General features: G+C 69.1%; 13 protein-coding genes, 1 pseudogene and 1 CRISPR repeat array. Of the genes and pseudogenes, 4 read left to right on the forward strand and 10 right to left on the reverse strand.

Annotated elements, in window-relative coordinates; translation table 11 throughout:
* Nucleotides 1–22 precede the first annotated feature (22 nt).
* Nucleotides 23–865: a LysR substrate-binding domain-containing protein gene (locus tag NGJ44_RS17615; protein WP_053246589.1), complete on the forward strand. Its 843-nt coding sequence runs from the start codon at nt 23–25 to the stop codon at nt 863–865.
* Between the two features lie 9 nt (nt 866–874).
* Here the strand turns inward: NGJ44_RS17615 and NGJ44_RS17620 are convergent, their stop codons facing one another.
* The 6 genes and pseudogenes from NGJ44_RS17620 to NGJ44_RS17645 form a co-directional block, all read right to left on the reverse strand.
* The gene (locus NGJ44_RS17620) at nt 875–1,924 is read right to left on the reverse strand and encodes a Bug family tripartite tricarboxylate transporter substrate binding protein (protein ID WP_251864754.1); all 1,050 of its coding nucleotides are present in this window, start codon (nt 1,922–1,924) and stop codon (nt 875–877) included.
* Between the two features lie 35 nt (nt 1,925–1,959).
* Nucleotides 1,960–3,786, reverse strand: a complete 1,827-nt coding sequence (locus NGJ44_RS17625) for an acyclic terpene utilization AtuA family protein (RefSeq protein WP_251864756.1) — start codon at nt 3,784–3,786, stop codon at nt 1,960–1,962.
* On the reverse strand, nt 3,783–5,807 hold the full coding sequence (locus NGJ44_RS17630) for an acetyl/propionyl/methylcrotonyl-CoA carboxylase subunit alpha (RefSeq protein WP_286012388.1): 2,025 nt from the start codon (nt 5,805–5,807) through the stop codon (nt 3,783–3,785). Before NGJ44_RS17630 ends, NGJ44_RS17625 begins: the two co-directional genes overlap by 4 nt.
* Nucleotides 5,808–5,823: 16 nt before the next feature.
* Nucleotides 5,824–6,990, reverse strand: coding sequence for an acyl-CoA dehydrogenase family protein (locus NGJ44_RS17635; RefSeq protein WP_053245591.1), 1,167 nt, complete (start codon nt 6,988–6,990; stop codon nt 5,824–5,826).
* A gap of 111 nt (nt 6,991–7,101) precedes the next feature.
* On the reverse strand, nt 7,102–8,712 hold the full coding sequence (locus NGJ44_RS17640) for an acyl-CoA carboxylase subunit beta (protein ID WP_053245590.1): 1,611 nt from the start codon (nt 8,710–8,712) through the stop codon (nt 7,102–7,104).
* Between the two features lie 375 nt (nt 8,713–9,087).
* Nucleotides 9,088–10,458: a CRISPR direct-repeat array (repeat unit 29 nt; unit sequence CGGTTCATCCCCGCATACGCGGGGAACAC).
* A gap of 62 nt (nt 10,459–10,520) precedes the next feature.
* A pseudogene (locus NGJ44_RS17645) lies at nt 10,521–12,317 on the reverse strand (CRISPR-associated endonuclease Cas3''); the annotation flags it as partial.
* Nucleotides 12,318–12,955: 638 nt separating this feature from the next.
* Between NGJ44_RS17645 and mutS the strand changes: the two are divergent.
* From mutS to NGJ44_RS17660, 3 genes are all read left to right on the forward strand, one after another.
* Complete coding sequence (mutS, locus tag NGJ44_RS17650; protein ID WP_502802139.1) at nt 12,956–15,628, forward strand: DNA mismatch repair protein MutS; 2,673 nt, start codon at nt 12,956–12,958, stop codon at nt 15,626–15,628.
* The gene (locus tag NGJ44_RS17655) at nt 15,625–16,818 is read left to right on the forward strand and encodes a ribosomal protein uL16 3-hydroxylase (RefSeq protein WP_251864758.1); all 1,194 of its coding nucleotides are present in this window, start codon (nt 15,625–15,627) and stop codon (nt 16,816–16,818) included. Before mutS ends, NGJ44_RS17655 begins: the two co-directional genes overlap by 4 nt.
* A 232-nt stretch (nt 16,819–17,050) precedes the next feature.
* Nucleotides 17,051–17,251 (forward strand): endopeptidase, encoded by a 201-nt coding sequence (locus NGJ44_RS17660; protein WP_082308473.1) that lies wholly within the window; start codon nt 17,051–17,053, stop codon nt 17,249–17,251.
* Nucleotides 17,252–17,543: 292 nt separating this feature from the next.
* Here NGJ44_RS17660 and bamC read toward each other — a convergent pair whose 3' ends face one another.
* The 4 genes from bamC to NGJ44_RS17680 all read right to left on the reverse strand — a co-directional run bounded on the left by bamC (nt 17,544) and on the right by NGJ44_RS17680 (nt 21,019).
* A complete protein-coding gene (gene bamC / locus NGJ44_RS17665) occupies nt 17,544–18,668 on the reverse strand; it encodes an NlpB/DapX family lipoprotein (RefSeq protein ID WP_053246025.1) in 1,125 nt (374 codons plus the stop codon).
* Between the two features lie 17 nt (nt 18,669–18,685).
* Entirely contained in the window at nt 18,686–19,591 is a 906-nt protein-coding gene (gene dapA / locus NGJ44_RS17670; RefSeq protein WP_251864760.1) for a 4-hydroxy-tetrahydrodipicolinate synthase, read from the reverse strand.
* 86 nt (nt 19,592–19,677) lie between these two features.
* Entirely contained in the window at nt 19,678–20,325 is a 648-nt protein-coding gene (locus tag NGJ44_RS17675) for a site-2 protease family protein (RefSeq protein WP_053246024.1), read from the reverse strand.
* A 67-nt stretch (nt 20,326–20,392) separates the two neighbouring features.
* The gene (locus NGJ44_RS17680; RefSeq protein WP_251864762.1) at nt 20,393–21,019 is read right to left on the reverse strand and encodes an L-threonylcarbamoyladenylate synthase; all 627 of its coding nucleotides are present in this window, start codon (nt 21,017–21,019) and stop codon (nt 20,393–20,395) included.
* Nucleotides 21,020–21,041: the final 22 nt, after the last annotated feature.

Here is a 21,041-nt window from a genome sequence, read left to right on the forward strand (position 1 = left end):
CGGGGATCGTTCTGCGATGAGCATGCGCAATCTTGATATCGGCCTGCTGCGCACCTTCGTGGCCGTGGCGGAGCGCGAGAACTTCACCAGCGCCGCCGAAAAGGTCTACCGCACGCAGGCCGCGGTGTCGCAGCAGATGCAGAAACTCGAAGCGGTGCTGCAATGCACGCTGTTCGAGCGGGTGGGCCGCCGCAAGAAGCTGACGGCCGAAGGCATGCGGCTGCTGGAATACGCCCGGCGCATGGTCAGCCTCAACGACGAGGCCTACCGCGTCGTCACGCAGCAGGAGTTCACCCAGCCCGTGAAGATCGGCTCGTGCGCCGACGCGGTGGACACGCTGATGCCCGCCTACCTCGAGATCTGCGCCGAGAACTTCCCCAAGCTGAGCATCGACATCCAGGTGGGCCGCAGCCGCTGGCTGGCCTCGGCGCTGCGCAAGGGAGACATCGACCTCATGGTGGACATCGCCCCGCATCCCGAATTCGCGCACACGGTGCTGCGCACCTCGCCCGTGGCCTGGATCGCCGGCGCCCGCTACCACCCCCAGGCGGGCGCCTCGGTTCCGCTGATCCTGATGGAAGCGGCCTGTCCGTTCCGCAGCAGCATGGTGCAGGCGCTGGCCGACGCCCGCATCCCCTGGCACCTTGCCTTCGAAACCTCCACGCTGGCCGGCGTGCGCGCCGCGCTGCGCGCCGGCCTGGGCATCACCGCCCGCACCGTGGAGATGCTGGCGCCCGACCTGCGCGTGCTGGATCCGCTGGCCCGCCTGCCGGCCCTGCCGCCGATCAGTTTCGCGCTGTACTGGCGCGCCGACGCCGACAACGAAAGCGCCATGAAAGTCCGCCATCTGATCGCTCCCCCTTGAACGCGCCGCTCAGGGCTGGCGCATGCCGGCTTCGACGATGATCTTTCCCCACTCCCGGGTATCGCGCGCCTGCAGGCGGCGCAGATAGTCGGGCGACACGGGCGTGGGAACCAGGCCCTTTTTCACGAGAAACTCCTGGCCGGCCGGCGCTTGCAGCGCTTCGCCGATCCAGCGCGACAGCGCGGCCGACACGGGCGGCGGCGTGGTGGCCGTGGCGCTCCACATCGCGATCCACGAGCTGACGTCGAAATCCGGATAGCCCAGTTCGGCCACGGTGGGCACCTCGGGCAGCGTGGCGACGCGCTGGGCGCTGGACAGCGCAAGCGCCCGCACGGCGCCGGCCCGCACCTGGGGCAGCGCGGTCACCATATCGCAGAAGTAGTAGTCGAACTGCCCGCCGATCAGGTCGGTCATGGCCTGCGCGCTGCTCTTGTACGGCACGTTCACGGCGTTGATGCCGCTGAGCTGCTTGAAGCGCTCACCGGCAATGCGCCCGCCCACGTTGGCGCTGGCGAACGACAGGGGCTGGCCGCTTTTCTTCGCCCAGTCCAGAAAGCCCGCGATCGAGTCCTGCGCAATGCGCCGGGGGTTGACGAGCATGGCGTAGGGCGTGGTGGCCAGCGTGGCCAGCGGCGTGAAATCGGCTTCGGGGTCGTAGCCCAGCTTGCGGTAAATGGTGGCATTGGCCGCATGGGTGGACGAGCCCGAAACCAGCAGGTTGTAGGCATCGCCCGACGGCGCCCGCACCACGAACTCGGCGGCGATGTTGCCGTCCGCGCCGGGCCGGTTTTCCACAATGGCCGGCTTGCCGCCGCGCAGGGCGATTGCCTCGCCCACGTAGCGGGCCAGGCTGTCGGACGCGCCGCCCGCGCCGTACGCCACCACGATGCGGACCTGCTTGTCCAGCCTGGGTTCGGACGCGCCGGCCTGCTGCGCCAGCGCCGCGCGGCCGGCCGGCAGGCCCAGCAGGCCGAGCACGCCTGCCCTGCGCAACAGCTCCCGGCGCGACAGCAGGAAACGGGACTCCGGATTCGCCACAGGGGCTGAATGTCTGTTCATCTTCTGTCTCCTCGGCTCCGCAAGGCAAGCACGGTTCAAACCGGCGCCAGCTCCGCGGGGCAATCGATTTCCATGTCCAGCAGCATCTGCGCATAGCACTTGCCCAGGGGATCGGACCGCAGGCTGCACGAACCGCCGCCGCCCAACGCGCGCTGCAGCACGAAGTTGAATGCGCCCAGGCCGGGCAGTTCGTAGCGCTGCACCGGGCCGCGCACCAGATGGGCGAAGTAGGCCAGCACGCGCTCGGCCGTCACCTGCTCCCGCAACACCGGCAGCCATCGCGGATGGCGGGCCATTAGGCCGATGTTGGCGTCGTCGCCCTTGTCGCCGCTGCGTCCATGGGCGATGCGTCCCAGCGCGATGCGCACGGCCGGGCCGCGCGGCGGGCGGGCCGGCTCCCCGGCTTGCGGCAGCGGTCCGGACGCGCGCTCGGCGGGCCGGGCCGCGCCGTCCGCCGCCAGGCTGCCGAGCGCCAGCGGCGCCTCCTCCGCGCACGCCTGCACCTGCACCAGGACAGCCGTCTTGGGCAGCAGAAACGAAGCGGTTCGGATGACGCTCTGCACGTCGGAGCGGCCGCCGAAATGGCTGCGCGTGCCCGGCCCCATCGAGGTGCCCGCCGAGGACGCCTCCTTCTGCAGAAAGGCCAGTGCGCGCCGCTCGCCATGCCGGGCCGCGATGCGCAGCACGATCTCGCGGCTGTCGGCGACGCGCCGGTTCGGACCGTACATGGACTCCGCGCCCAGCAGCTCCACCAGGGTCTCGTCGTAGTCCGCGAAGCCGGCCGCCTCCATCTGCCAGCGCGTGCGGGCCAACAGGGCATCGGCGGTGCGCTGCGCCTTGGCCAGCGCCCGCTGGCCCCGGATGGCCATCATGATGGCGATCTGCCAGCCGTGCTGGTAGGTGGCCGTCACCTTGTACCTGCTGCCGGGCGCACGGCCGCGCGCGCCGGTCACCCGCACCCGGCCGCCTTCCGCGTCGTGGCCCGCCAGGTCTTCCAGCCGCACCTGCGAGAAGTCGCAGATCACGTCGGGCAGCTCGTAGGCCGCGGGGTCGCCGATTTCGTACAGCAGCTGCTCGCCCACCGTCTGCCGCGTGACCAGGCCGCCTGCGCCCCGCGGCTGCGCAATCTCGAAGCTGCCGTCAGCGTGCATCAGCACCAGCGGATAGCCGATCTCCGCCCAGTCCGGCACTTGCTCCCAGTCGGTGAACAGGCCGCCGCAGCCCTGCGCCCCGCATTCCACCAGATGGCCCGCCAGGCTCGCCTGCGCCAGCCGGTCGTAGTCGTTCATGTCCCAGCCGAATTCGTGGATCGCGATGCCCAGCAGCGTGGCGCTGTCCACGCAGCGTCCCGTGATCACGATGTCGGCGCCGGCCGACAGGGCCTGGGCAATGGGCCAGGCTCCCAGGTAGGCGTTGGCCGACATCAGGGGCGGCAGATCCTGCACGCGCTCCGCCTCTGCGCCCCAGGGCTCGAACCGGTCCTGCAGCGCCAGCACGTCGTCGCCCGTGACGATGGCCACCTTCAGCGGCACGCCCTGCTCGTGGGCCAGCGCCAGGATGGCGTCGCGGCAGCCCGCCGGGTTCAGTCCGCCGGCATTGGAAACCAGACGGATGCCCCGGTCCTTGATGGCGCGCAGATGGGGGCCGACCGCCGCGGTGACGAAGTCCGTGGCGTAGCCGAGTTCCGGCGAGCGCAGCCGCGCGCGCTGCAATATCGACATCGTGGTTTCGGCCAGGTAGTCGAACACCAGGTATTGCAGCCCCGGCTGGCGCAGCAACTGGGGCACCGCGATCTGCGAGTCGCCCCAGAAGCCGGACGCGCCGCCGATGAGCACGGTGCGGGAGGAAGACGGGAGATTCATGGCGCCTCCTTGCCGGATTCACGCTCCACTTCCAGAATGGCCTGACCGGCCTCCAACTGCTGGCCCTCGGCCACGCGCAGCTCCGCGATGCGGCCCGCGCAGGGCGCGGCCAGCGGCATCTCCATCTTCATGGACTCCAGCACCACCAGCGGATCGCCCTCGGCGACTTCCTGCCCCGCCCGCGCCAGCACGGCGATCACCCGCCCGCTCATCGGCGCGCGCAGCATTCCGCCGCCCTCCTGCGTGCCGCCGCCGGCCTCGAAACGCTCGACACGCTCGAAGACGAAGGCGTCCGCCCCATCCTGCACCCACAGCCGCCCCGGCCGCTCTTCGAAGCACGCCAGCTCGCGGTAGATGCCGTCGACGGCGAGCCCGAGGCGGCGCCCGCCGGCGTCGTCGTGCCAGCGCAGGTCGCCGATCCGCCATGTGGCGGCGTCGGGCGCAGCCTCGGGAGCCGGGTCCGCACCCGCCGGATGCGCGCGGCACCGCACCGCGCAGCCCTCGGCGTCCTGCGCCACGGCGCAATGCAGCACGCGGCCCCGCGGGTCTGCGGTGACGTCGCTCAGCCACAGCGCGCGCCCGCCCAGGCGTTCGGACGGCCCCGCGCCGGGCCGGGCCGCTCCGCCGAGCGCGAGCGCCGCCGCGGCCAGCGCATGCGGCGAGGGTTCGCGCCGCCAGAACGGCTGCTGCAGGTCTTCGCCCGCCAGGAAGTCGGTGGTTATCTGGCCCGCCGCGAAGCGGGGATGCCGCAGGCAGCGCGCCAGGAACCCCTGGTTGGTACGCACGCCGAGCGCGGTGGCGCGCTCGCAGGCCCGCGCCAGCCGGGCAATGCAGGCTTCGCGGTTCTCGCCCCAGGCCATGAGCTTGGCCGCCATGGAGTCGTAGAACGGCGTAATCTCCACGCCGCTGCGCAGCGCCGCATCCACGCGGATGTCCTCGGGCGCGCGCCAGTCGCCCATGACGCCCACCTGGGGCAGAAAGCCCGCCCAGGGGTCTTCGGTGCAGAGGCGCACCTCGATGGCATGGCCGCCGAGCCTCACGTCCTGCTGGCCGAACGCCAGCGGCTCACCCTGGGCCACGCGGATCTGCTGCTCCACCAGGTCCAGTCCCGTCACCAGCTCCGTGACGCCGTGCTCCACCTGCAGGCGCGTGTTCATTTCCATGAAGTAGAAACGCCGCTGTTCGTCGAGCAGGAACTCCAGCGTGCCCACGCCGGCGTAGCCGATCGCCTCGCAGGCCTGGCGGGCGACCTGTCCCATCGCCTCGCGCAGCGCCTCGTCCACCGCGGGCGACGGCGCTTCCTCGATCAGTTTCTGGAAGCGGCGCTGCGTGGAGCAGTCGCGCTCGCCCAGGTGCACGCAATGCCCGTGCTCGTCGCACAGCACCTGCACCTCGATGTGGCGCCCCCGGTCGATGGCGCGCTCGATGATGATCTCGCCGGAGCCGAACGCGCCCGCGGCCTCGGATTGCGCCTGGCGGAACATGTCGGCCAGGTCGTCCGGCCGCCGCACCACGCGCATGCCTCTCCCGCCGCCGCCGGCCGCGGCCTTCAGGATCACGGGAAACCCCAGCCGCTGCGCGGCGTCGGCGGCCTGCGCCGGGGTGGCGCAGCCCTGTTCGCCGGGCACGGTGGGCACGCCGGCCGCCTGCATGGCCTGCTTGGCCCGCGCCTTGTTGCCCATGAGCGCGATCACGCGCGGCGAGGGCCCGACGAAGACCAGGCCGGCGTCGGCCACGGCCTGCGCGAACTCGGCGTTCTCCGAAAGAAAGCCGTAGCCCGGGTGGATGGCCTGCGCGCCCGACCGGCGGCAGGCCTCGATCAGCGCCGCGCCGTCGCGGTAGCTGCGGTCGGCGGGCGCCGGGCCGATGTGCACCGCCAGGTCGGCGGCGCGCACGTGCGGGCTGCGCGCGTCGGCGTCCGAGTAGACCGCCACGGTGCGCAGGCCCATGCGCCGCGCCGTGCGCAGGACGCGCAGCGCGATCTCCCCGCGGTTGGCCACGAGCAAGGTGTCGAAACGCATGATGCCTCCCCGGCTCTCAGGCCGCGCGCCTGGGCAGAATGCCCATGTGCTTGCAGATGATGGTGAGCATGATCTCGTCGGCGCCGCCGCCGATGGAGATCAGCCGCAGGTCGCGCCAGGCACGCGAAACCTTGTTCTCCCAGGTAAAGCCCATGCCGCCCCAGTACTGGAGGCAGGAGTCGGTCACCTCGCGGCACAGGCGGCCGGCCTTGAGCTTGGCCATCGAGGCCAGCTCCGTCATGTCGCCGCCGCTCATGTGCACCTGCGCGGCGCGGTAGATCAGCGAGCGCAGCATCTCCACTTCGGTCTTGAGCTCGGCCAGCCGGAAGTGCACCGCCTGGTTGTCCAGAATGGACCGCCCGAAGGCCTTGCGCTGGCGCGTGTACTCGATGGTGTCGTTGATGACGTTGGTCAGCGCCGTCACGCGGCGCGTCGCGCCGCTCAGGCGCTCTTCCTGGAACTGGCGCATCTGGTAGATGAAGCCCATGCCCTCCTCGCCGATGCGGTAGCGCTGCGGCACGCGCACCTCGTCGAAGAAGACCTGCGCCGTGTCGGACGACCACATGCCCACCTTCTTGATCTTGTTCATGGTGATGCCGGGACGCAGCTTGCCGTTCTCGCGCAGCGGCAGGCAGATGAGCGACTTGTTGCGGTGCACGTCGCCCTCGCTCGTATTGGCCAGCAGGCACATCCAGTCGGCTTGCGTGCCGTTGGTGATCCACATCTTGGAGCCGTTGATCACGTAGTCGTCGCCGTCCTTGCGCGCGGTGGTCTTGAGCGAGGCCACGTCCGAACCGGCCCCCGCCTCCGACACGCCCAGGCACACCACCCGGTCGCCCGCCACCGTGGGTTTGAGGAAGCGCTCGCGCAGCTCGTCCGAGCCGAAATGCGTGAGCGCCGGCGTGGCCATGTCGGTCTGCACCGCGATCGCCATGCCCACCCCGCCCGAGCTGATGCCGCCGATGGCCTCGCAGAACGCGATCTCATACGAATAGTCCAGTCCCATGCCGCCGAACTCCACGGGCTTGTTCACGCCCAGGAAACCGGCCGATCCCAGCTTCTTGAACACCTCGTGCGCGGGAAAGATCTCGGCGGCCTCCCACTCGTCCACATAAGGCTCTATCTCGCGCTCGATCAGCTTGCGCACACTGTCCTGCAAGGCGATGTGGTCGGAAGTCATCATGATCTTGTCTCCATGGGAAAAAGGGAATGCCCGGATCCGGCAACCTGCCGCGGCGGCAGGCCGCCGGACGCCTGCTTTTCTGCATGAACCGGGTTCGCCGGCTGCACCCGCCTACAGGCGGGCCACGCCGAACTGCATGGGCTGCGCCGTGCGGCCGCGCGCCTGCGCCGCCATGGCCAGCGCCATGCCCAGCCAGGCGCGCGTCTCGCGCGGGTCGATCACGCCGTCGTCGAGCAGCAGGCTGCTGGTGTGGATGGCGCTCGACTGCGACTCGAAGGTCTCCACGATGGCGCGGCTCTCGGCTTCCAGGGCCTGCTCGTCCAACGGCTTGCCGCCGCGCCGGGCGGCGTTCTCGGCCACGGTGCGCATCGTCATGGCGGCCTGCTCGCCCCCCATGACGGCCGTCCTGGCGTTGGGCCAAGAGAACAGCAAGTCGGGCTTGAAGGCGCGCCCGCACATGCCGTAATTGCCGGCTCCGTACGACGCGCCGCAAAGCACGGTAAAGCGCGGCACCGGCGCGTTCGACAGGGCCTGGATCAGCTTGGCGCCGTGCTTGATCATGCCCGCCTCCTCGTGCCGGCGCCCCACCATGAAACCCGTGATGTTCTGCAGGAAAACCAGCGGCCGCCCCAGCTGCACGCAGAGCTGGATGAACTGGGCCGCCTTGTTGGAGCCGTCGCTGTCCAGGGGACCGTTGTTGGTCAGGATGCCCACCTCGCGGCCCTCGATGGCCGCGTAGCCGCACACCGTGGCCGGGCCGAACCGCTCCTTGAAGCCGTGGAACTCCGAACCGTCCACCAGCCTGGCGATCACATCGCGCATATCGACCGGCGTGCGCATGTCCGCGGGCATGATGTCCAGCAGTTCGTCGGCATCGTGGCGCGGCGGCCTGGCTTCGGGCGCCGGCGGGCTCGTCCAGCCGATGCGCCGCAGGATCTCGCGCACCCGCATGATGCCGTCCAGATCGTTGTCGGCCACGTAATCGGCCAGGCCGGACACGCTGGCGTGCATGTCGGCGCCCCCGAGTTCCTCGTCGCTGGCCTCCTCGCCGGTCGCGGCCTTCAGCAGCGACGGCCCGGCGAGATAGGCATGCGCCTGTCCGCGCACCATCACCACATAGTCGGACAGGCCCGGCAGGTACGCCCCGCCCGCCGCCGACGAACCGTGGATCAGCGCCACCACCGGCAGCCCCGCCGCCGACAGCCGCGCCAGGTTGTAGAACATGCCGCCGCCCACCACGAAGCGCTCGACGCGGTACTTGCGCAGATTGCCGCCCGCGCTTTCCACCAGCTGGACGAAGGGCAGCTTCTGCGCCAGCGCGATCTCCTGCGCGCGGATGAGCTTCTGCCCGGTCAGCGCCTGCATGGCGCCCGCGCTGATCCCGGAATCGTTCGCCGCGACCATGCAGCGCACGCCGCTGATATGGCCGATGCCGACGATCAGGGCGCTGCCGGGCACGCTGGTTTCCGGGTTGGGGTCTTCCAGCCCGCAATAACCGGAGAGCGTCATCAACTCGTAAAAGGGCTGGTCGGCATCCAGCAAGTGGGCCAACCGCTCGCGCGGCAGCAGCTTGCCCTGGGCATGGAAATGCGGAGCGGCGCGGGCCGAGCGTTCCTCCGCCCGGCGCTCCAGCCGCCGCACTTCCTCAATACGCTCCAGCATGTGCGAGCGGTTGCGCTGCGCGCGGCTCGGCGCCGGATCGGTATCGGACCTGTCAGCCATCTCGGTGTCTCCTCCTGCGCCGCGCCGGCCGGGCCGAGCGGGGCATGTGCGGCGTCGCCGGGCCGGTCTGCCCCGCACGCGCCGCTGGTCTGCATGCTGGCCATCATGGCAAAGGCCAGGCCGGGTTTCCAACAATTACTTCCAGCGCAATCCATAAGAGGCATTTATGATTCGCTCCGACCGTGGCCGAAGGCTGCCGCCGCAGCCCCGCGCGCACGCTTGCGGCCGATGCGCGAGGCATGGCCAGGCCGGCCCACAGAGTAAGGTACGGCTTTCATAAGCTGGCGCTCCAGAGAATCGCGCCGACCCGGCGCCCCGAACGGGCGGCCGCCCGCCATGCAAAACCGGCGCAATCCGGCCGTAATCCGGGTTGCGTAGTTCATCCCCGCATACGCGGGGAACACCACGCTTACTACGGGCGGCGGCGCTCGATTCGCGGTTCATCCCCGCATACGCGGGGAACACTGAAGCTGTCCTATTTCATCCCGGGCTTGCGCCGGTTCATCCCCGCATACGCGGGGAACACCAAATCGTTGAAGTGGGCCTGTGTGTCAGCGGCGGTTCATCCCCGCATACGCGGGGAACACACCCACTCGTTGCGCAGGCGGATCGTGGCTGGCGGTTCATCCCCGCATACGCGGGGAACACGACCCCTCGGTCCAGGTCTGGACGCATGTGGTCGGTTCATCCCCGCATACGCGGGGAACACTGGAATTCGACGGCCAGGCCGCCGTCGGCCAGCGGTTCATCCCCGCATACGCGGGGAACACTGGTCAACGATCGTGTCGAACGACTGGACCTCCGGTTCATCCCCGCATACGCGGGGAACACGCAGTCGAAGTCGGTTCCGAGTCCGCCACCGCCGGTTCATCCCCGCATACGCGGGGAACACGTGTACTCGTCGTGGTCGACATACCGATCCCGCGGTTCATCCCCGCATACGCGGGGAACACGAGACGCTGACGGACATCCAGCGCGCGGCGCGCGGTTCATCCCCGCATACGCGGGGAACACCTGTTCGCCAAAGACGACTGGAGGGCGGCACTCGGTTCATCCCCGCATACGCGGGGAACACATTGAAACCGGCATTCTGTCGTTCGAGGGTGCCGGTTCATCCCCGCATACGCGGGGAACACATCATCAGACTCCACGCAGGCGCCCGGCGCTACGGTTCATCCCCGCATACGCGGGGAACACTTCCCCCTTTCGCGCTGACGTAAAAAAGCCGCCGGTTCATCCCCGCATACGCGGGGAACACATGCCGCGGCGCAGCTTGGGCAGACCGATTCGCGGTTCATCCCCGCATACGCGGGGAACACCCTCCGTTAGGCTGTGGCGTGTCCAGATCGACCGGTTCATCCCCGCATACGCGGGGAACACGCCCGCCTTGTCCCCGATGATGAGCGCATGGGCGGTTCATCCCCGCATACGCGGGGAACACGGGTTCTCGTACAGCAGTTCTTTCACCATCTTCGGTTCATCCCCGCATACGCGGGGAACACCCGAGCAAAGTCTTCTGCTCGGCAATTGCAGACGGTTCATCCCCGCATACGCGGGGAACACCGTTTCCTCAACGGTCGATTCCATGCCGCCGACGGTTCATCCCCGCATACGCGGGGAACACGTTTCCTTGAGGGCCGCGGACAAATCCTCAGTCGGTTCATCCCCGCATACGCGGGGAACACGGACATGCTCCGGCCCTTCGTAGATTGGCAGGCGGTTCATCCCCGCATACGCGGGGAACACTCCTCGATGTCGAGCCGGTCGCCCATGGCGAATCTTCCGTGAAAGAGCGTCAATTGATCGGGGGGCAGGCTGGCCGCCAGCAGATCGCAGGCCCGCAGGGCGTCCTCCACGGTGTTCCGGATCCAGCACACGCAGCGGCCGGCGGCCGCCTCAGTCAACACGGCGGCAACGGCCTCGTCCTCGCGATGGCAAAAGTTCACTTGCACGCGCCGCACCAGCCGGGGCCGGGTCTGGCAGGCATGGACCGCAATGTCCTCGCCCATGCGCGTGGCCAGCGGATAGCGCAGATCGGGCGCGACGTCGATCGGCGGCAGGCCCAGGCCGGCGCGGTAGTCCTGCAAAAGCTCTGCGCGGTAGAAAGAAGGCAAGGTCGCCGACAGCAAGATGGCGCTGCCGCCCTGCCGTGCATGGCTGGCCAGCAGGCGCTTGAGCAATGTGCGCACGTAGCTGTCGTAGGCGTGGACCTCATCCACGACGAGCACTTTGCCTGCCAGGCCCAACAAGCGCAGAGACTGGTGCCGCACGGGCAGCACGCCCAGCAGGGCCTGGTCGATCGTGCCCACCCCGACCTCGGCCAGCAATGCTTTCTTTCTGTTGTCCGCGAGCCAGGCGCTGCATGCGGCCGAGGCCGTGGCCTCTTCGGGCGTGTAATTGCGGTCTGCCGGCAGACCGTCGGACTGAAGAATGCTTTGCCTGAACCCCTCCATGAGATGGCGCGCGCCGTGCGCCAGCACCAGCGATGGCAAGGCATCGTCGGCGAACAGATGTCGATATACCGAGCCGACCCGCTGGTACATCTGATTGGCCGTCGCCATGCTCGGCAGGGCGAAGTACAGCCCGCACGCCAACCCTTTCTCCATGAGCCGTTGCACGAGCATGAGCGCGGCCTCGGTCTTTCCCGCGCCGGTGACGTCTTCCAGGAGAAACAGTTGCGGCCCGGCTTCCAGCGCCACGCTGGCCGCATAGTGCTGCAGCGGCGTAGGTTCGCGCAGATAATCGAAAAGCCCCGTCGGTCCGGACCAGGGACGCGCCGTTTGCGCTTGCAGGCCAGCCTGGCGGATGGCGGTTTGCGCGCGCGGCAAGGCGGTGTTTCGCCAATAGGTCGACAGATCCTGCGGTTCCTGGCGATAGGCAAAGACGGACTGATTGGACCCCAGCCAATCGGCAAGCACCGCCAGGCCGGCCAAACGCCATGCGTGCTGCCGCAGCATTTCCAGTTGCTCCCGGCCGGGCTTCGGAATATCGGGCGGCGCCCAGCCCGCCGCCAGCGCCTGGGTGTAGGCCGCGGCCGCTTTTCTGTCCTCGTCGAGGAAGTGGTCCTCGACGTACAGGCCGGACAGCCCATCGCGGCTGGCTTCATGAGGCGGTTTGCCGTGGTGCCCCACCGCCGTTTTCATCCAGGCCGCCCAGAAATCTCCTTCGGCATTCGGCAGAACGTCGGCAAGCGTCTCGGGGGCAAGATCGTCCCGCCACAAGATCCAGCCCAAGGTATCGTGCCGATACTGGTAGGGCATGCCGGCATCGTTCTGCACGAGATCCGCCGACAGGCCCGGCGCCCGGCCCTGGAAGCCTCGGGCAAACTTGCCCACGTCGTGCAGCGCCAGAAAGAACACCGCCAAGGCATTCACCACGGGCAGCGGCCACCCAAGCGCTTGTGCAAGCCGCGTCAGGGAAAACTGCGGCAGCTGGAGCAACTGCCATCCGCATGCGGCCACATCCAGGCCGTGAAAGGCCAGGAGATGATAGCGATCCAGACCCGCCTGGACAGGCGACGCCTTTCCCCAATAGGCAAAATACGAAGCGCTGACTGTCATCGATTCATGCGTTTTGTGGAACATGACGAGCACGCGCAGCGGCATTGCCGGTTTGCGCTACCTTTGAATTATGGCTTTTTAATTCAAAAAGTAAAATTTCCCACAATCCGCCCGGCGCCGCTTCCGGACCTTGAAGCACTTACCTTCGGCCTCTTGCGTTGCGCTTGAATGGTTTCTGCACGCCAGCGCCGGCATTGCCGCCCCGGCGACACTGCGCCGCATGAACACCAGTGAGCGCAATGAACACTTGCGTACGAACGTTGCCGTGCCGTCGAATGGGGGTCGGTCCGTGCCGACCTTTGTTGCCGCGCGCGACCGACGCCGAGCCGATTGATCTCATGAACAGAGCGGCGCCATGGGTGCGCGTGCACCGATGCACCTCGTCCGGGACGCCCGGGTGCTGCCGGGCGCACCGCAACAGAGGCAGAGGCACGCGACCGCCCGCCTCTGCCGTCGGGCCTGCCGGCGCATCAATGGTAAGGTGTCGTCCTGGCCGCCGGCCCGCCGCGCGGCGCGCATCCGGCGGCGGGCCGGCGGCCGATGCGCGGAACCCAAACGGGCCGGGCAACAGCGCGGCGCGGCTTTCATAAAATAGCGCTCCAGAAGGCCGCGCCGAGCCGGCGCAACGAACGGGCGGCCGCGGACTTGCCGCCGCCCCACACAACAGAATTCCCCACCTATCCATGCAAGCAGGACAAGCAAAAACCCAGAAATCGCGGGCCGCCGGCGACGAGTCGCTCAACGGCCACACTCCGATGATGCAGCAATATCTCCGCCTCAAAGCGGAGGCCGGCCCGTTGCTGCTGTTCTATCGCATGGGCGATTTTTATGAAATGTTCTACGAGGACGCGGAGCGCGGCGCGCGTCTGCTGAACCTCACGCTGACCAAGCGCGGCGCGTCCAACGGTTCGCCAATCCCGATGGCAGGCATTCCGGTGCATGCCATGGAGCAGTACCTGGCGCGGCTGGTGGCGCTGGGCGAGTCGGTGGCGATCTGCGAGCAGATCGGCGATCCGGGCGCGTCCAAGGGGCCGGTGGAGCGGCGCATCGTGCGCATCGTGACGCCGGGCACGCTGACCGACGACGCGCTGCTGCCTGCCAAGGCCGACCGGGCGCTGGCGGCGGTGTTCGTCACCGGCAACGCGCGCGCGCCGCGCGCCGGACTGGCGTGGCTGAACCTGGCCAGCGGCGATTTCCGCGTCACGGAATGCGCGCCGGCGCAGCTCGAATCCGAGCTGCACCGCATCGCGCCGGCCGAGATTGTGTGCGCCGAGAGCGCCGACTTCCCGTTCGCCTTCGAGGGCGCGCGGGCGCGGGTGCCCGATTGGCATTTCGAGGCCGACAGCGCGCGCGCGCACCTGCTGTCGCACTTCAAGACCGACACGCTGGCGGGTTTCGACGTCGAAGACATGCCGGCCGGCATCTGCGCGGCCGGGGCGCTGCTGCGCTACGCCGCGCGCACGCAGTCGCAGGCGCTGGCGCACGTGCAGAGCCTGTCGGCCGAGCGGCCCGGCCAGTACGTGCTGCTCGACCCGGTCACGCGGCGCAACCTGGAGCTGACGCAGACCCTGGCCGGCGAAGACTCGCCCACCCTGTTCTCGCTGCTGGACGGCTGCCGCACGCCCATGGGCAGCCGCCTGCTGCGGCGCTGGCTGCACCATCCGCTGCGCGAGAACGCACCGGCCCTGGCGCGCCAACGGGCGATTTCCACCCTGCTCACGGGCCGCCTCGACCTGGAAGAAACCTTTGCCGCGCAGGGCCTGCTGGAATCGCTGCGCAACGCGCTGAATGCCTTTCCCGACATCGAGCGCATCGCGGCCCGCCTGGCGCTGCGCTCGGTCCGGCCGCGCGAGCTGGCCAGCCTGCGCGATGCGCTGCAGGATTTGCCAACGCTGCACGACCTGGTCTCGCCGCTGGCGGGCGACTCGCGCCTGGCCGAACTGGCGCAGCACCTGTCGGTGGACCCGGCGCTTGCCGCGCTGCTGGCGAGGGCGATCGCGCCGGAGCCGGCCGTGGCCGTCCGCGACGGCGGCGTGCTCGCAACCGGTTTCGACGCCGAACTGGACGAGCTGCGCGCGCTGGCCGCCGACGGCGGCGACTTCCTGCTGCAGCTCGAGGCGCGCGAGCGCGAACGGACCGGCATCTCCAACCTGCGGGTGGAGTTCAACCGCGTGCACGGCTTCTATATCGAAGTCACCAAGGGCCAGACCGCCAAGGTGCCCGACGACTATCGCCGGCGCCAGACGCTGAAGAACGCGGAGCGCTACATCACGCCCGAGCTCAAGAGCTGGGAAGACAAGGTGCTGTCGGCGCAAGACCGCTCGCTGGCGCGCGAGAAGTGGCTGTTCGAGCAGTTGCTGGACGTGCTGGCCGAGCACGTGCGCCCCCTGTCGGACTGCGCCGCGGCGCTGGCCGAGCTGGACGTGCTGGCCGCGCTGGCCGACCATGCCCGCCGCCACGACTGGGTGGCCCCGGAGCTGTCGGAACAGGCCGACATCGACATCGAGGCGGGCCGCCACCCGGTGGTCGAACGCGCCATCGAGCGTTTCACGCCCAACGGCTGCCGGCTCGACCCGGCGCGCCGCATGCTGCTCATCACCGGCCCGAACATGGGCGGTAAGTCCACCTACATGCGGCAGGTGGCGCTGATCGCGCTGCTGGCGCGGGTGGGCAGCTTCGTGCCCGCCGCGCGGGCGCGCATCGGCAAGATCGACCGGATCTTCACCCGCATCGGCGCGGCCGACGACCTCGCGGGCGGACGCTCGACCTTCATGATGGAAATGACCGAGGCGGCCGCCATTCTCTCGTCCAGCACGCCCAGCAGCCTGGTGCTGATGGACGAGATCGGCCGCGGCACCTCCACCTACGACGGCCTGGCGCTGGCCTGGGCGATCGCCTGCCGGCTGCTCGCCCACAACCGCGCGCTGACGCTGTTTGCCACGCACTACTTCGAGATGACGCGCCTGCCCGCCGAACAGCCGGCGGCGGCCAACGTGCACCTGGCGGCGGCCGAATCGGCCGGCGGCATCGTGTTCCTGCACGAAGTGCGCGAAGGCCCCGCCAGCCGCAGCTACGGAATCCAGGTGGCGCAGCGGGCCGGCGTGCCGGCCGCGGTGATCCGCCAGGCCACGCGCGAGCTGGAGCGCCTGGAAGCCCAGGGCGCGCCCACGCCGCAGCTCGGCCTGTTCGCCGCCGCCGCGGAGGCCGACGCCAGGGCCGATGCGCATGCCGAGCAGTCCAGCGCCCTGGCCGCGCTGGACGAGCTGCGCGAAGCGCTCGCCGCCATCGATCCCGACAGCCTCACTCCCCGCGAAGCGCTCGACGCGCTGTACCGCCTCAAGGCCCATCTCCAATGAACCTCGACCACCCCCTGCCGCTGCTGGGCGGGCTCAGCCCCGACGATTTCATGCGCCGCCACTGGCAGCGCAAGCCGCTGCTGATCCGCCAGGCCATACCCGGTTTCCGGCCGCCGCTCACGCTGGCCGCCGTCAAGAAGCTGGCGCGCCGCGACGACGTGGAATCGCGCCTGATCTGGCGCGAGAACGGCGAATGGCGGATGGAGCACGGCCCCTTTGCCCGCCTGCCGCGCGACAACGAGGGCGACTGGACGCTGCTGGTGCAGGGTGTGGACCTGCACAGCGACGCCGCGGCCGAGCTGATGCAGCAGTTCCGCTTCATTCCCGACGCGCGGCTGGACGACGTGATGATCAGCATCGCCAGCCACGGCGGCGGCGTGGGGCCGCACTTCGACAGCTACGACGTGTTCCTGCTGCAGGCAGCCGGCGAGCGCGAGTGGCGCTACGGCCGGCAGAAAGACCTCGGCCTGCAGCCCGGCCTGCCGCTGAAGATCCTCAGCCGCTTCGAGCCGGAGCACACCGCCGTGCTCGCCCCGGGCGACATGCTGTACCTGCCGCCGCAGGCCGCGCACGACGGCGTGGCGGTGGGCGACGGCTGCATGACCATCTCCATCGGTTTTCGCGCGCCCTCGCAGGCGGACCTGGCCCGCGGGCTGCTCGAGGCCGCGGCCGACCAGGTCATGGCGCGGGTGGGCCTGCTGGGCGGCCCCTACGGCGATCCCCCGCTGCCCGGCCCGCGCCTGTCCGGGCTGTACCGGGATCCCGGGCAGCCGGCGGTGGACCACCCGGCGCAAGTGCCCGACGGGCTGATCGAGGCCACGCTGGCAACGGCGGACAAGCTGCGCTTCGACGAAGCCCTGGCCGCGCGCTTCCTGGGATGCTGGCTGACCGAGCCCGGCAACGCGGCGGTCTTCGACCCGCCTTCGGACCAGCCGCCCGATATCGAGGCGCAGTGGCCCGCGCAGGGACGCCTGCAGCTCGACCGCCGCAGCCGCATGCTCTACCGCGGCAAGCAGCTTTTCATCAACGGAGAAACCGCCGGGGCCGCCGCCGAACCGGCCCTGCGCAAGCTTGCCGACGCGCGCGCGCTGGACTGCGCCGACCCGCTGTGCGCGCGCCTGTCCGACAGCGCGCGCACGCAGCTTGCCGACTGGCTGGACGCGGGCTGGCTGCATTACCGGCCCGAGTAGTATCCGGACACGCGCGCGTATCCTATTCGCACAGAAGGCAATCAGGTCTATGCGCGCGGTCACATGAAGAAATACTTAACACGTAGCTGAAAGGATTGTTGCCGCTCTGATGCGACCTTTTTAACTTTCACACTGGCATCCCCGCCGGCTTCCTGTAGCCTGACTACTGGTTTCCCCTTAGTTGGTTTCCCCCTGGGGGTTTCACGAGTCGTCATCTAGAGGAGTCCCAAAAATGATGAGCAAAACCTTGGTCATTGCGTCGGTGCTGGCCGTTGCGCTGAGCGCCTGCAACAAGAAGGAAGACACGGCGGCCCCCGCCGGCAGCACTCCCGCCCCGGCGACCACCGCCCCCGCGCCGTCCTCGCCGGCCCCCGCTCCCGCTCCGGGCGGCGGTTCGACCACCCCTGGCGGCGCGACCACGCCTTCGTCCTGATCGGACCCCGGTTTTCACGTTTGGCGCCACGCGAACCCCCGCGTGCAAACGTGACGAAAATGGCCCTGGCACATCCGCCAGGGCCATTTTTTTCGCCGGTGGACCGTCCCAGCCCCAAGACAACTCGCCCCCTCGGGGCGCGGCGTGAGGGGCTTTTCTGCCCGAACACGGCCGCGCCCGGCTGAAACGCCTCCGCTTGCCTGCCGTCCGCCCACGAAAAAGCCGCCCGGCAAGGGCGGCTTGGCAGCGGCGCTTCGATGCGCGGCCGGCCCCGCACGGGGCCGGCCTTCGATCACATCTTGTCTTTCAGCACGCTGAGCAGGCGCTGGGCGGTGGCGCTGCCGTCGCGGCCGCCATTGGCGTCGAGCACCGTCACCTCGGTCTGGTCGCCCCGTGCGACCAGGTGGATGCGGTACTGCGCGGCCTGGGCTTTCTTGTCGCCGGAGAAGAGACGGCTGAAAAAGCCCGGCTCTTCCATCTTCTGGCCCGTATCGGTATCGACGTAGCGGACGAAGTAGTCGCCGGCGGAACGGTCGCGGTCGTCCACGGCGAAGCCGCCGCTGTCGAGCGCCACGCCGACACGGCGCCAGGCGCGGTCGTAGGTTTCGTTCACGACCAGCATGGCGCCCTGCGCGCGCACGTCTTCCTGGACGGCGGGCTTCTGCGGCGCGGCCTCGGCCTGCTGCACCAGCTTGCGGGCGCTGTCCACGTCCTTGCCCAGATAGACCATCATGCGGGCGAGCATGGCGGCGTTCAGGCCGGGGTCTTCCTTGCCGTTCTGCCACTGCACCTGCATGCCGTCGGCGCCGACGCGCTTCTCGAGCATCTGGCGGTGGCTGACGTAGATTTCAGTGTGACCGTTGACGCGTTCGATGCGGGTACGGAATTTCTCGCGCTCGCCGCTGTCCCAGGCCGTTTCCAGCACGGCGCCCAGGGCCTGGCGCAGCCAGCTTTCGGGGATCTTGGCGCGGTTTTCCGCCCAGTCGGTCTCGATGAGGCCGGCGGTCGGGTTGTTGGTCTGGATGGTGAAACCGCTTTCGGTCCAGAAGTCCACGATGCGCGGGAACACGTCCTCGGGCGCGCGGTCCACGACCAGCCAGCGCAGGTCGCCGTCGCGCTCGACATGCATGTCGGTGCGCGAGGGCAGCACGTTGGTGTTCTTGGGCTCGCTGGCGACCTGCTGGCCCTGCTGCTGGAACTGCGAATAGGTGGTGGAGCCGGACGCCGGCGCGCGGTAGCGCGGATCGTTGGCGGCCTGGGTCAGGTCGGGAGGAATGCTCAGCGGTTCTCCGCGTTGATTGACGGCGCTCTTGTAATCGATGGATTCCTCATTGCCCAGCAGCTGGTTGACCTCGCTGCAGCCGGCCAACAGCGTCAGGGCCATCAATGCCGACAGGCCGGCATGACGTTTCTTCATACGTATCCTCATGGTGTTTAGAGCAGACCGACTTCCTGGAGCGCGCCTCGCACGGTGTCGTGGTGCTGCGCCCCCAGTTCGACCAGCGGGAGCCGGTAACCCAGCGCGCTGCGGCCCATCTGGGCCAGCGCCCACTTGACGGGGATGGGATTGGCCTCGACGAACAAGGCTTTGTTGAGACGCGCGAGACGGCGATTAAGTTCACGCACCTTGGGCACGTCGCCCGCCAGGGCCGCGGCGCACAGGTCGCGCATGAGGCGCGGCGCCACGTTGGCGGTGACCGAGATGTTGCCGCGCGCGCCCAGCAGGATCAGGGCGGCCGCCGTGGGGTCGTCGCCGCTGAACACCTGGAACGAGGCGGGCGCCTCGCGCAGCAGCAGGCCGCCGCGGGCGATGTCGCCCGTGGCGTCCTTGATGCCGATGATGCCCGGCACCTGCGCCAGCCGCAGCACGGTTTCGTTGCTCATGTCGGCCACGGTGCGGCCGGGCACGTTGTACAGGATGGTGGGCAGGTCGACGGCCTCGGCGATGGCGCGGAAATGCCGGTACAGGCCTTCCTGGGAAGGCTTGTTGTAGTACGGCACCACCGACAGGCCGGCCTGCGCGCCCACCGACTTGGCGTGGTTGGCGAGGTGGATGGCTTCGTCGGTGGAGTTGGCCCCCACGCCGGCGATCACGGGGATGCGGCCGGCGGCATGCTCCACGGCCACGCGGATCAGCTCGGCGTGCTCTTCCATGGACACCGTGGGCGACTCCCCGGTGGTGCCCACCACCACGAGCGCATCGGTGCCTTCCTGGACGTGCCAGTCGATGAGCGACCGGTAGGCGGCGTAATCGAGGCTGCCATCGGGTTGCATGGGCGTGACGAGGGCCACCATGCTGCCCTGGAAATTAACGCCTGCGGCGGGTGCAGGGGATGCCATAAGGTAGGGCTCCAACGCCCCTCGGCGGGATTGCCACGGGGCCAGAATCTGTCAAACGGATGAGTTTAACGGAAAACGGCCCGCCTCTACAGAAACCACTGAACGATAGTCGTTCCCAATGCCAGCACCGGCTGCATCAGCAGCCAGAGCACGTCCGTCACCAGCAGCACGATGACGATCACCAGGCCATACGGCTCTATTTTCGAGTACTGCCAGGCCAGCCGGTTGGGCAGCAGGCTGAAGAGCACCCGCCCGCCATCCAGCGGCAGGATGGGCAGCAGGTTCAGGGCCATGAGCACCAGGTTCACGTTCACGCCCGCCACCGCCATCTCGAACCAGAAGCTTTCCTGCAGTCCCGACTCGAAGAAAAGGCGCAGCGAGAACGCCCACAGGACGGCCATGAACAGATTGGCGGCCGGCCCGGCCAGCGCCACCCACAGCATGTCCTGCTTGGGCCGGCGCAGGCGGCCGAAGTCCACCGGCACCGGCTTGGCCCAGCCGAACAGCATGCCCGGACTGCCCAGCAGCTTGGACGCCAGCAGGATGGCCACGGGCACCAGCAGCGTGCCGATCGGATCGATGTGCTTGGCCGGGTTCAGCGTAATGCGCCCGGCCTGCGCCGCGGTGGGATCGCCGAACATGCGCGCCACGTAGCCGTGCGCGGCCTCGTGCAGGGTGATGGCGAAAATCACCGGGATCGCGTAGACGGCGATGGTTTGGATGATGTCGTTCATGGCGAACCGGATTGTAGAGGAGCGCCGCGGCGCGACGCCCTGCTGCGCACGGACGGGGCCCGACGCGTCAAGCGAGGCCCAGCGTGGCGGGATCGCCCCGCCCCACGCGCACGATGACCGGGTCTTCGGCCGTGAGGTCGATGACGGTGGTGGGAGACTGCGGGCAGGCGCCCGCGTCGATGATGGCGGCGAGATCGTGATCGTAGCGCTCGCGGATGACCTCGGCGTCGTTCAGCGCCTCGGTTTCGTCCTTCGGGATGAGCGTGGTGGAAAGCAGCGGCTCGCCCACCTGCTCGAGCAGCCCCTGGATGACGGGGTGGTCGGGCACGCGGATGCCGATGGTCTTGCGCGACGGGTGCGAGACGCGCCGCGGCACTTCCTTGGTGGCTTCGAGAATGAAGGTCCACGGCCCGGGCGTGGCGGCCTTGAGCAGCCGGTACTGGCGGTTGTCCACCCGCGCGAAGTGTCCGATCTCGGCGAGGTCGCGGCACAGCAGGGTGAGATGGTGGCGCTCGTCCAGGCCGCGCAGCCGGCGCAGCCCGTCGGCCGCGGCCTTGTCGTCGAGCCTGGCCACCACCGCGTAGCTGGAGTCGGTGGGCACGGCCACCAGGCCGCCGTCGCTCAGCCAGTGCGCCGCCTGCTTGAGCAGGCGCGCTTGCGGATTCGCGGGATGGATGGAGAAATAGAGTGCCATGGGTTTATCCTAACATTCTTGA

Source organism: Achromobacter sp. Marseille-Q4962 (genome assembly GCF_943737005.1).
Classification (GTDB): domain Bacteria; phylum Pseudomonadota; class Gammaproteobacteria; order Burkholderiales; family Burkholderiaceae_B; genus Achromobacter.

Bases quoted from the DNA above. Each gene is read 5' to 3' on its own strand.
- NGJ44_RS17615 (WP_053246589.1), top strand. From the start codon at position 23: ATGCGCAATCTTGATATCGGCCTGCTGCGCACCTTCGTGGCCGTGGCG.
- NGJ44_RS17620 (WP_251864754.1), bottom strand. From the start codon at position 1,924: ATGAACAGACATTCAGCCCCTGTGGCGAATCCGGAGTCCCGTTTCCTG.
- NGJ44_RS17625 (WP_251864756.1), bottom strand. From the start codon at position 3,786: ATGAATCTCCCGTCTTCCTCCCGCACCGTGCTCATCGGCGGCGCGTCC.
- NGJ44_RS17630 (WP_286012388.1), bottom strand. From the start codon at position 5,807: ATGCGTTTCGACACCTTGCTCGTGGCCAACCGCGGGGAGATCGCGCTG.
- NGJ44_RS17635 (WP_053245591.1), bottom strand. From the start codon at position 6,990: ATGATGACTTCCGACCACATCGCCTTGCAGGACAGTGTGCGCAAGCTG.
- NGJ44_RS17640 (WP_053245590.1), bottom strand. From the start codon at position 8,712: ATGGCTGACAGGTCCGATACCGATCCGGCGCCGAGCCGCGCGCAGCGC.
- mutS (WP_502802139.1), top strand. From the start codon at position 12,956: ATGCAAGCAGGACAAGCAAAAACCCAGAAATCGCGGGCCGCCGGCGAC.
- NGJ44_RS17655 (WP_251864758.1), top strand. From the start codon at position 15,625: ATGAACCTCGACCACCCCCTGCCGCTGCTGGGCGGGCTCAGCCCCGAC.
- NGJ44_RS17660 (WP_082308473.1), top strand. From the start codon at position 17,051: ATGATGAGCAAAACCTTGGTCATTGCGTCGGTGCTGGCCGTTGCGCTG.
- bamC (WP_053246025.1), bottom strand. From the start codon at position 18,668: ATGAAGAAACGTCATGCCGGCCTGTCGGCATTGATGGCCCTGACGCTG.
- dapA (WP_251864760.1), bottom strand. From the start codon at position 19,591: ATGGCATCCCCTGCACCCGCCGCAGGCGTTAATTTCCAGGGCAGCATG.
- NGJ44_RS17675 (WP_053246024.1), bottom strand. From the start codon at position 20,325: ATGAACGACATCATCCAAACCATCGCCGTCTACGCGATCCCGGTGATT.
- NGJ44_RS17680 (WP_251864762.1), bottom strand. From the start codon at position 21,019: ATGGCACTCTATTTCTCCATCCATCCCGCGAATCCGCAAGCGCGCCTG.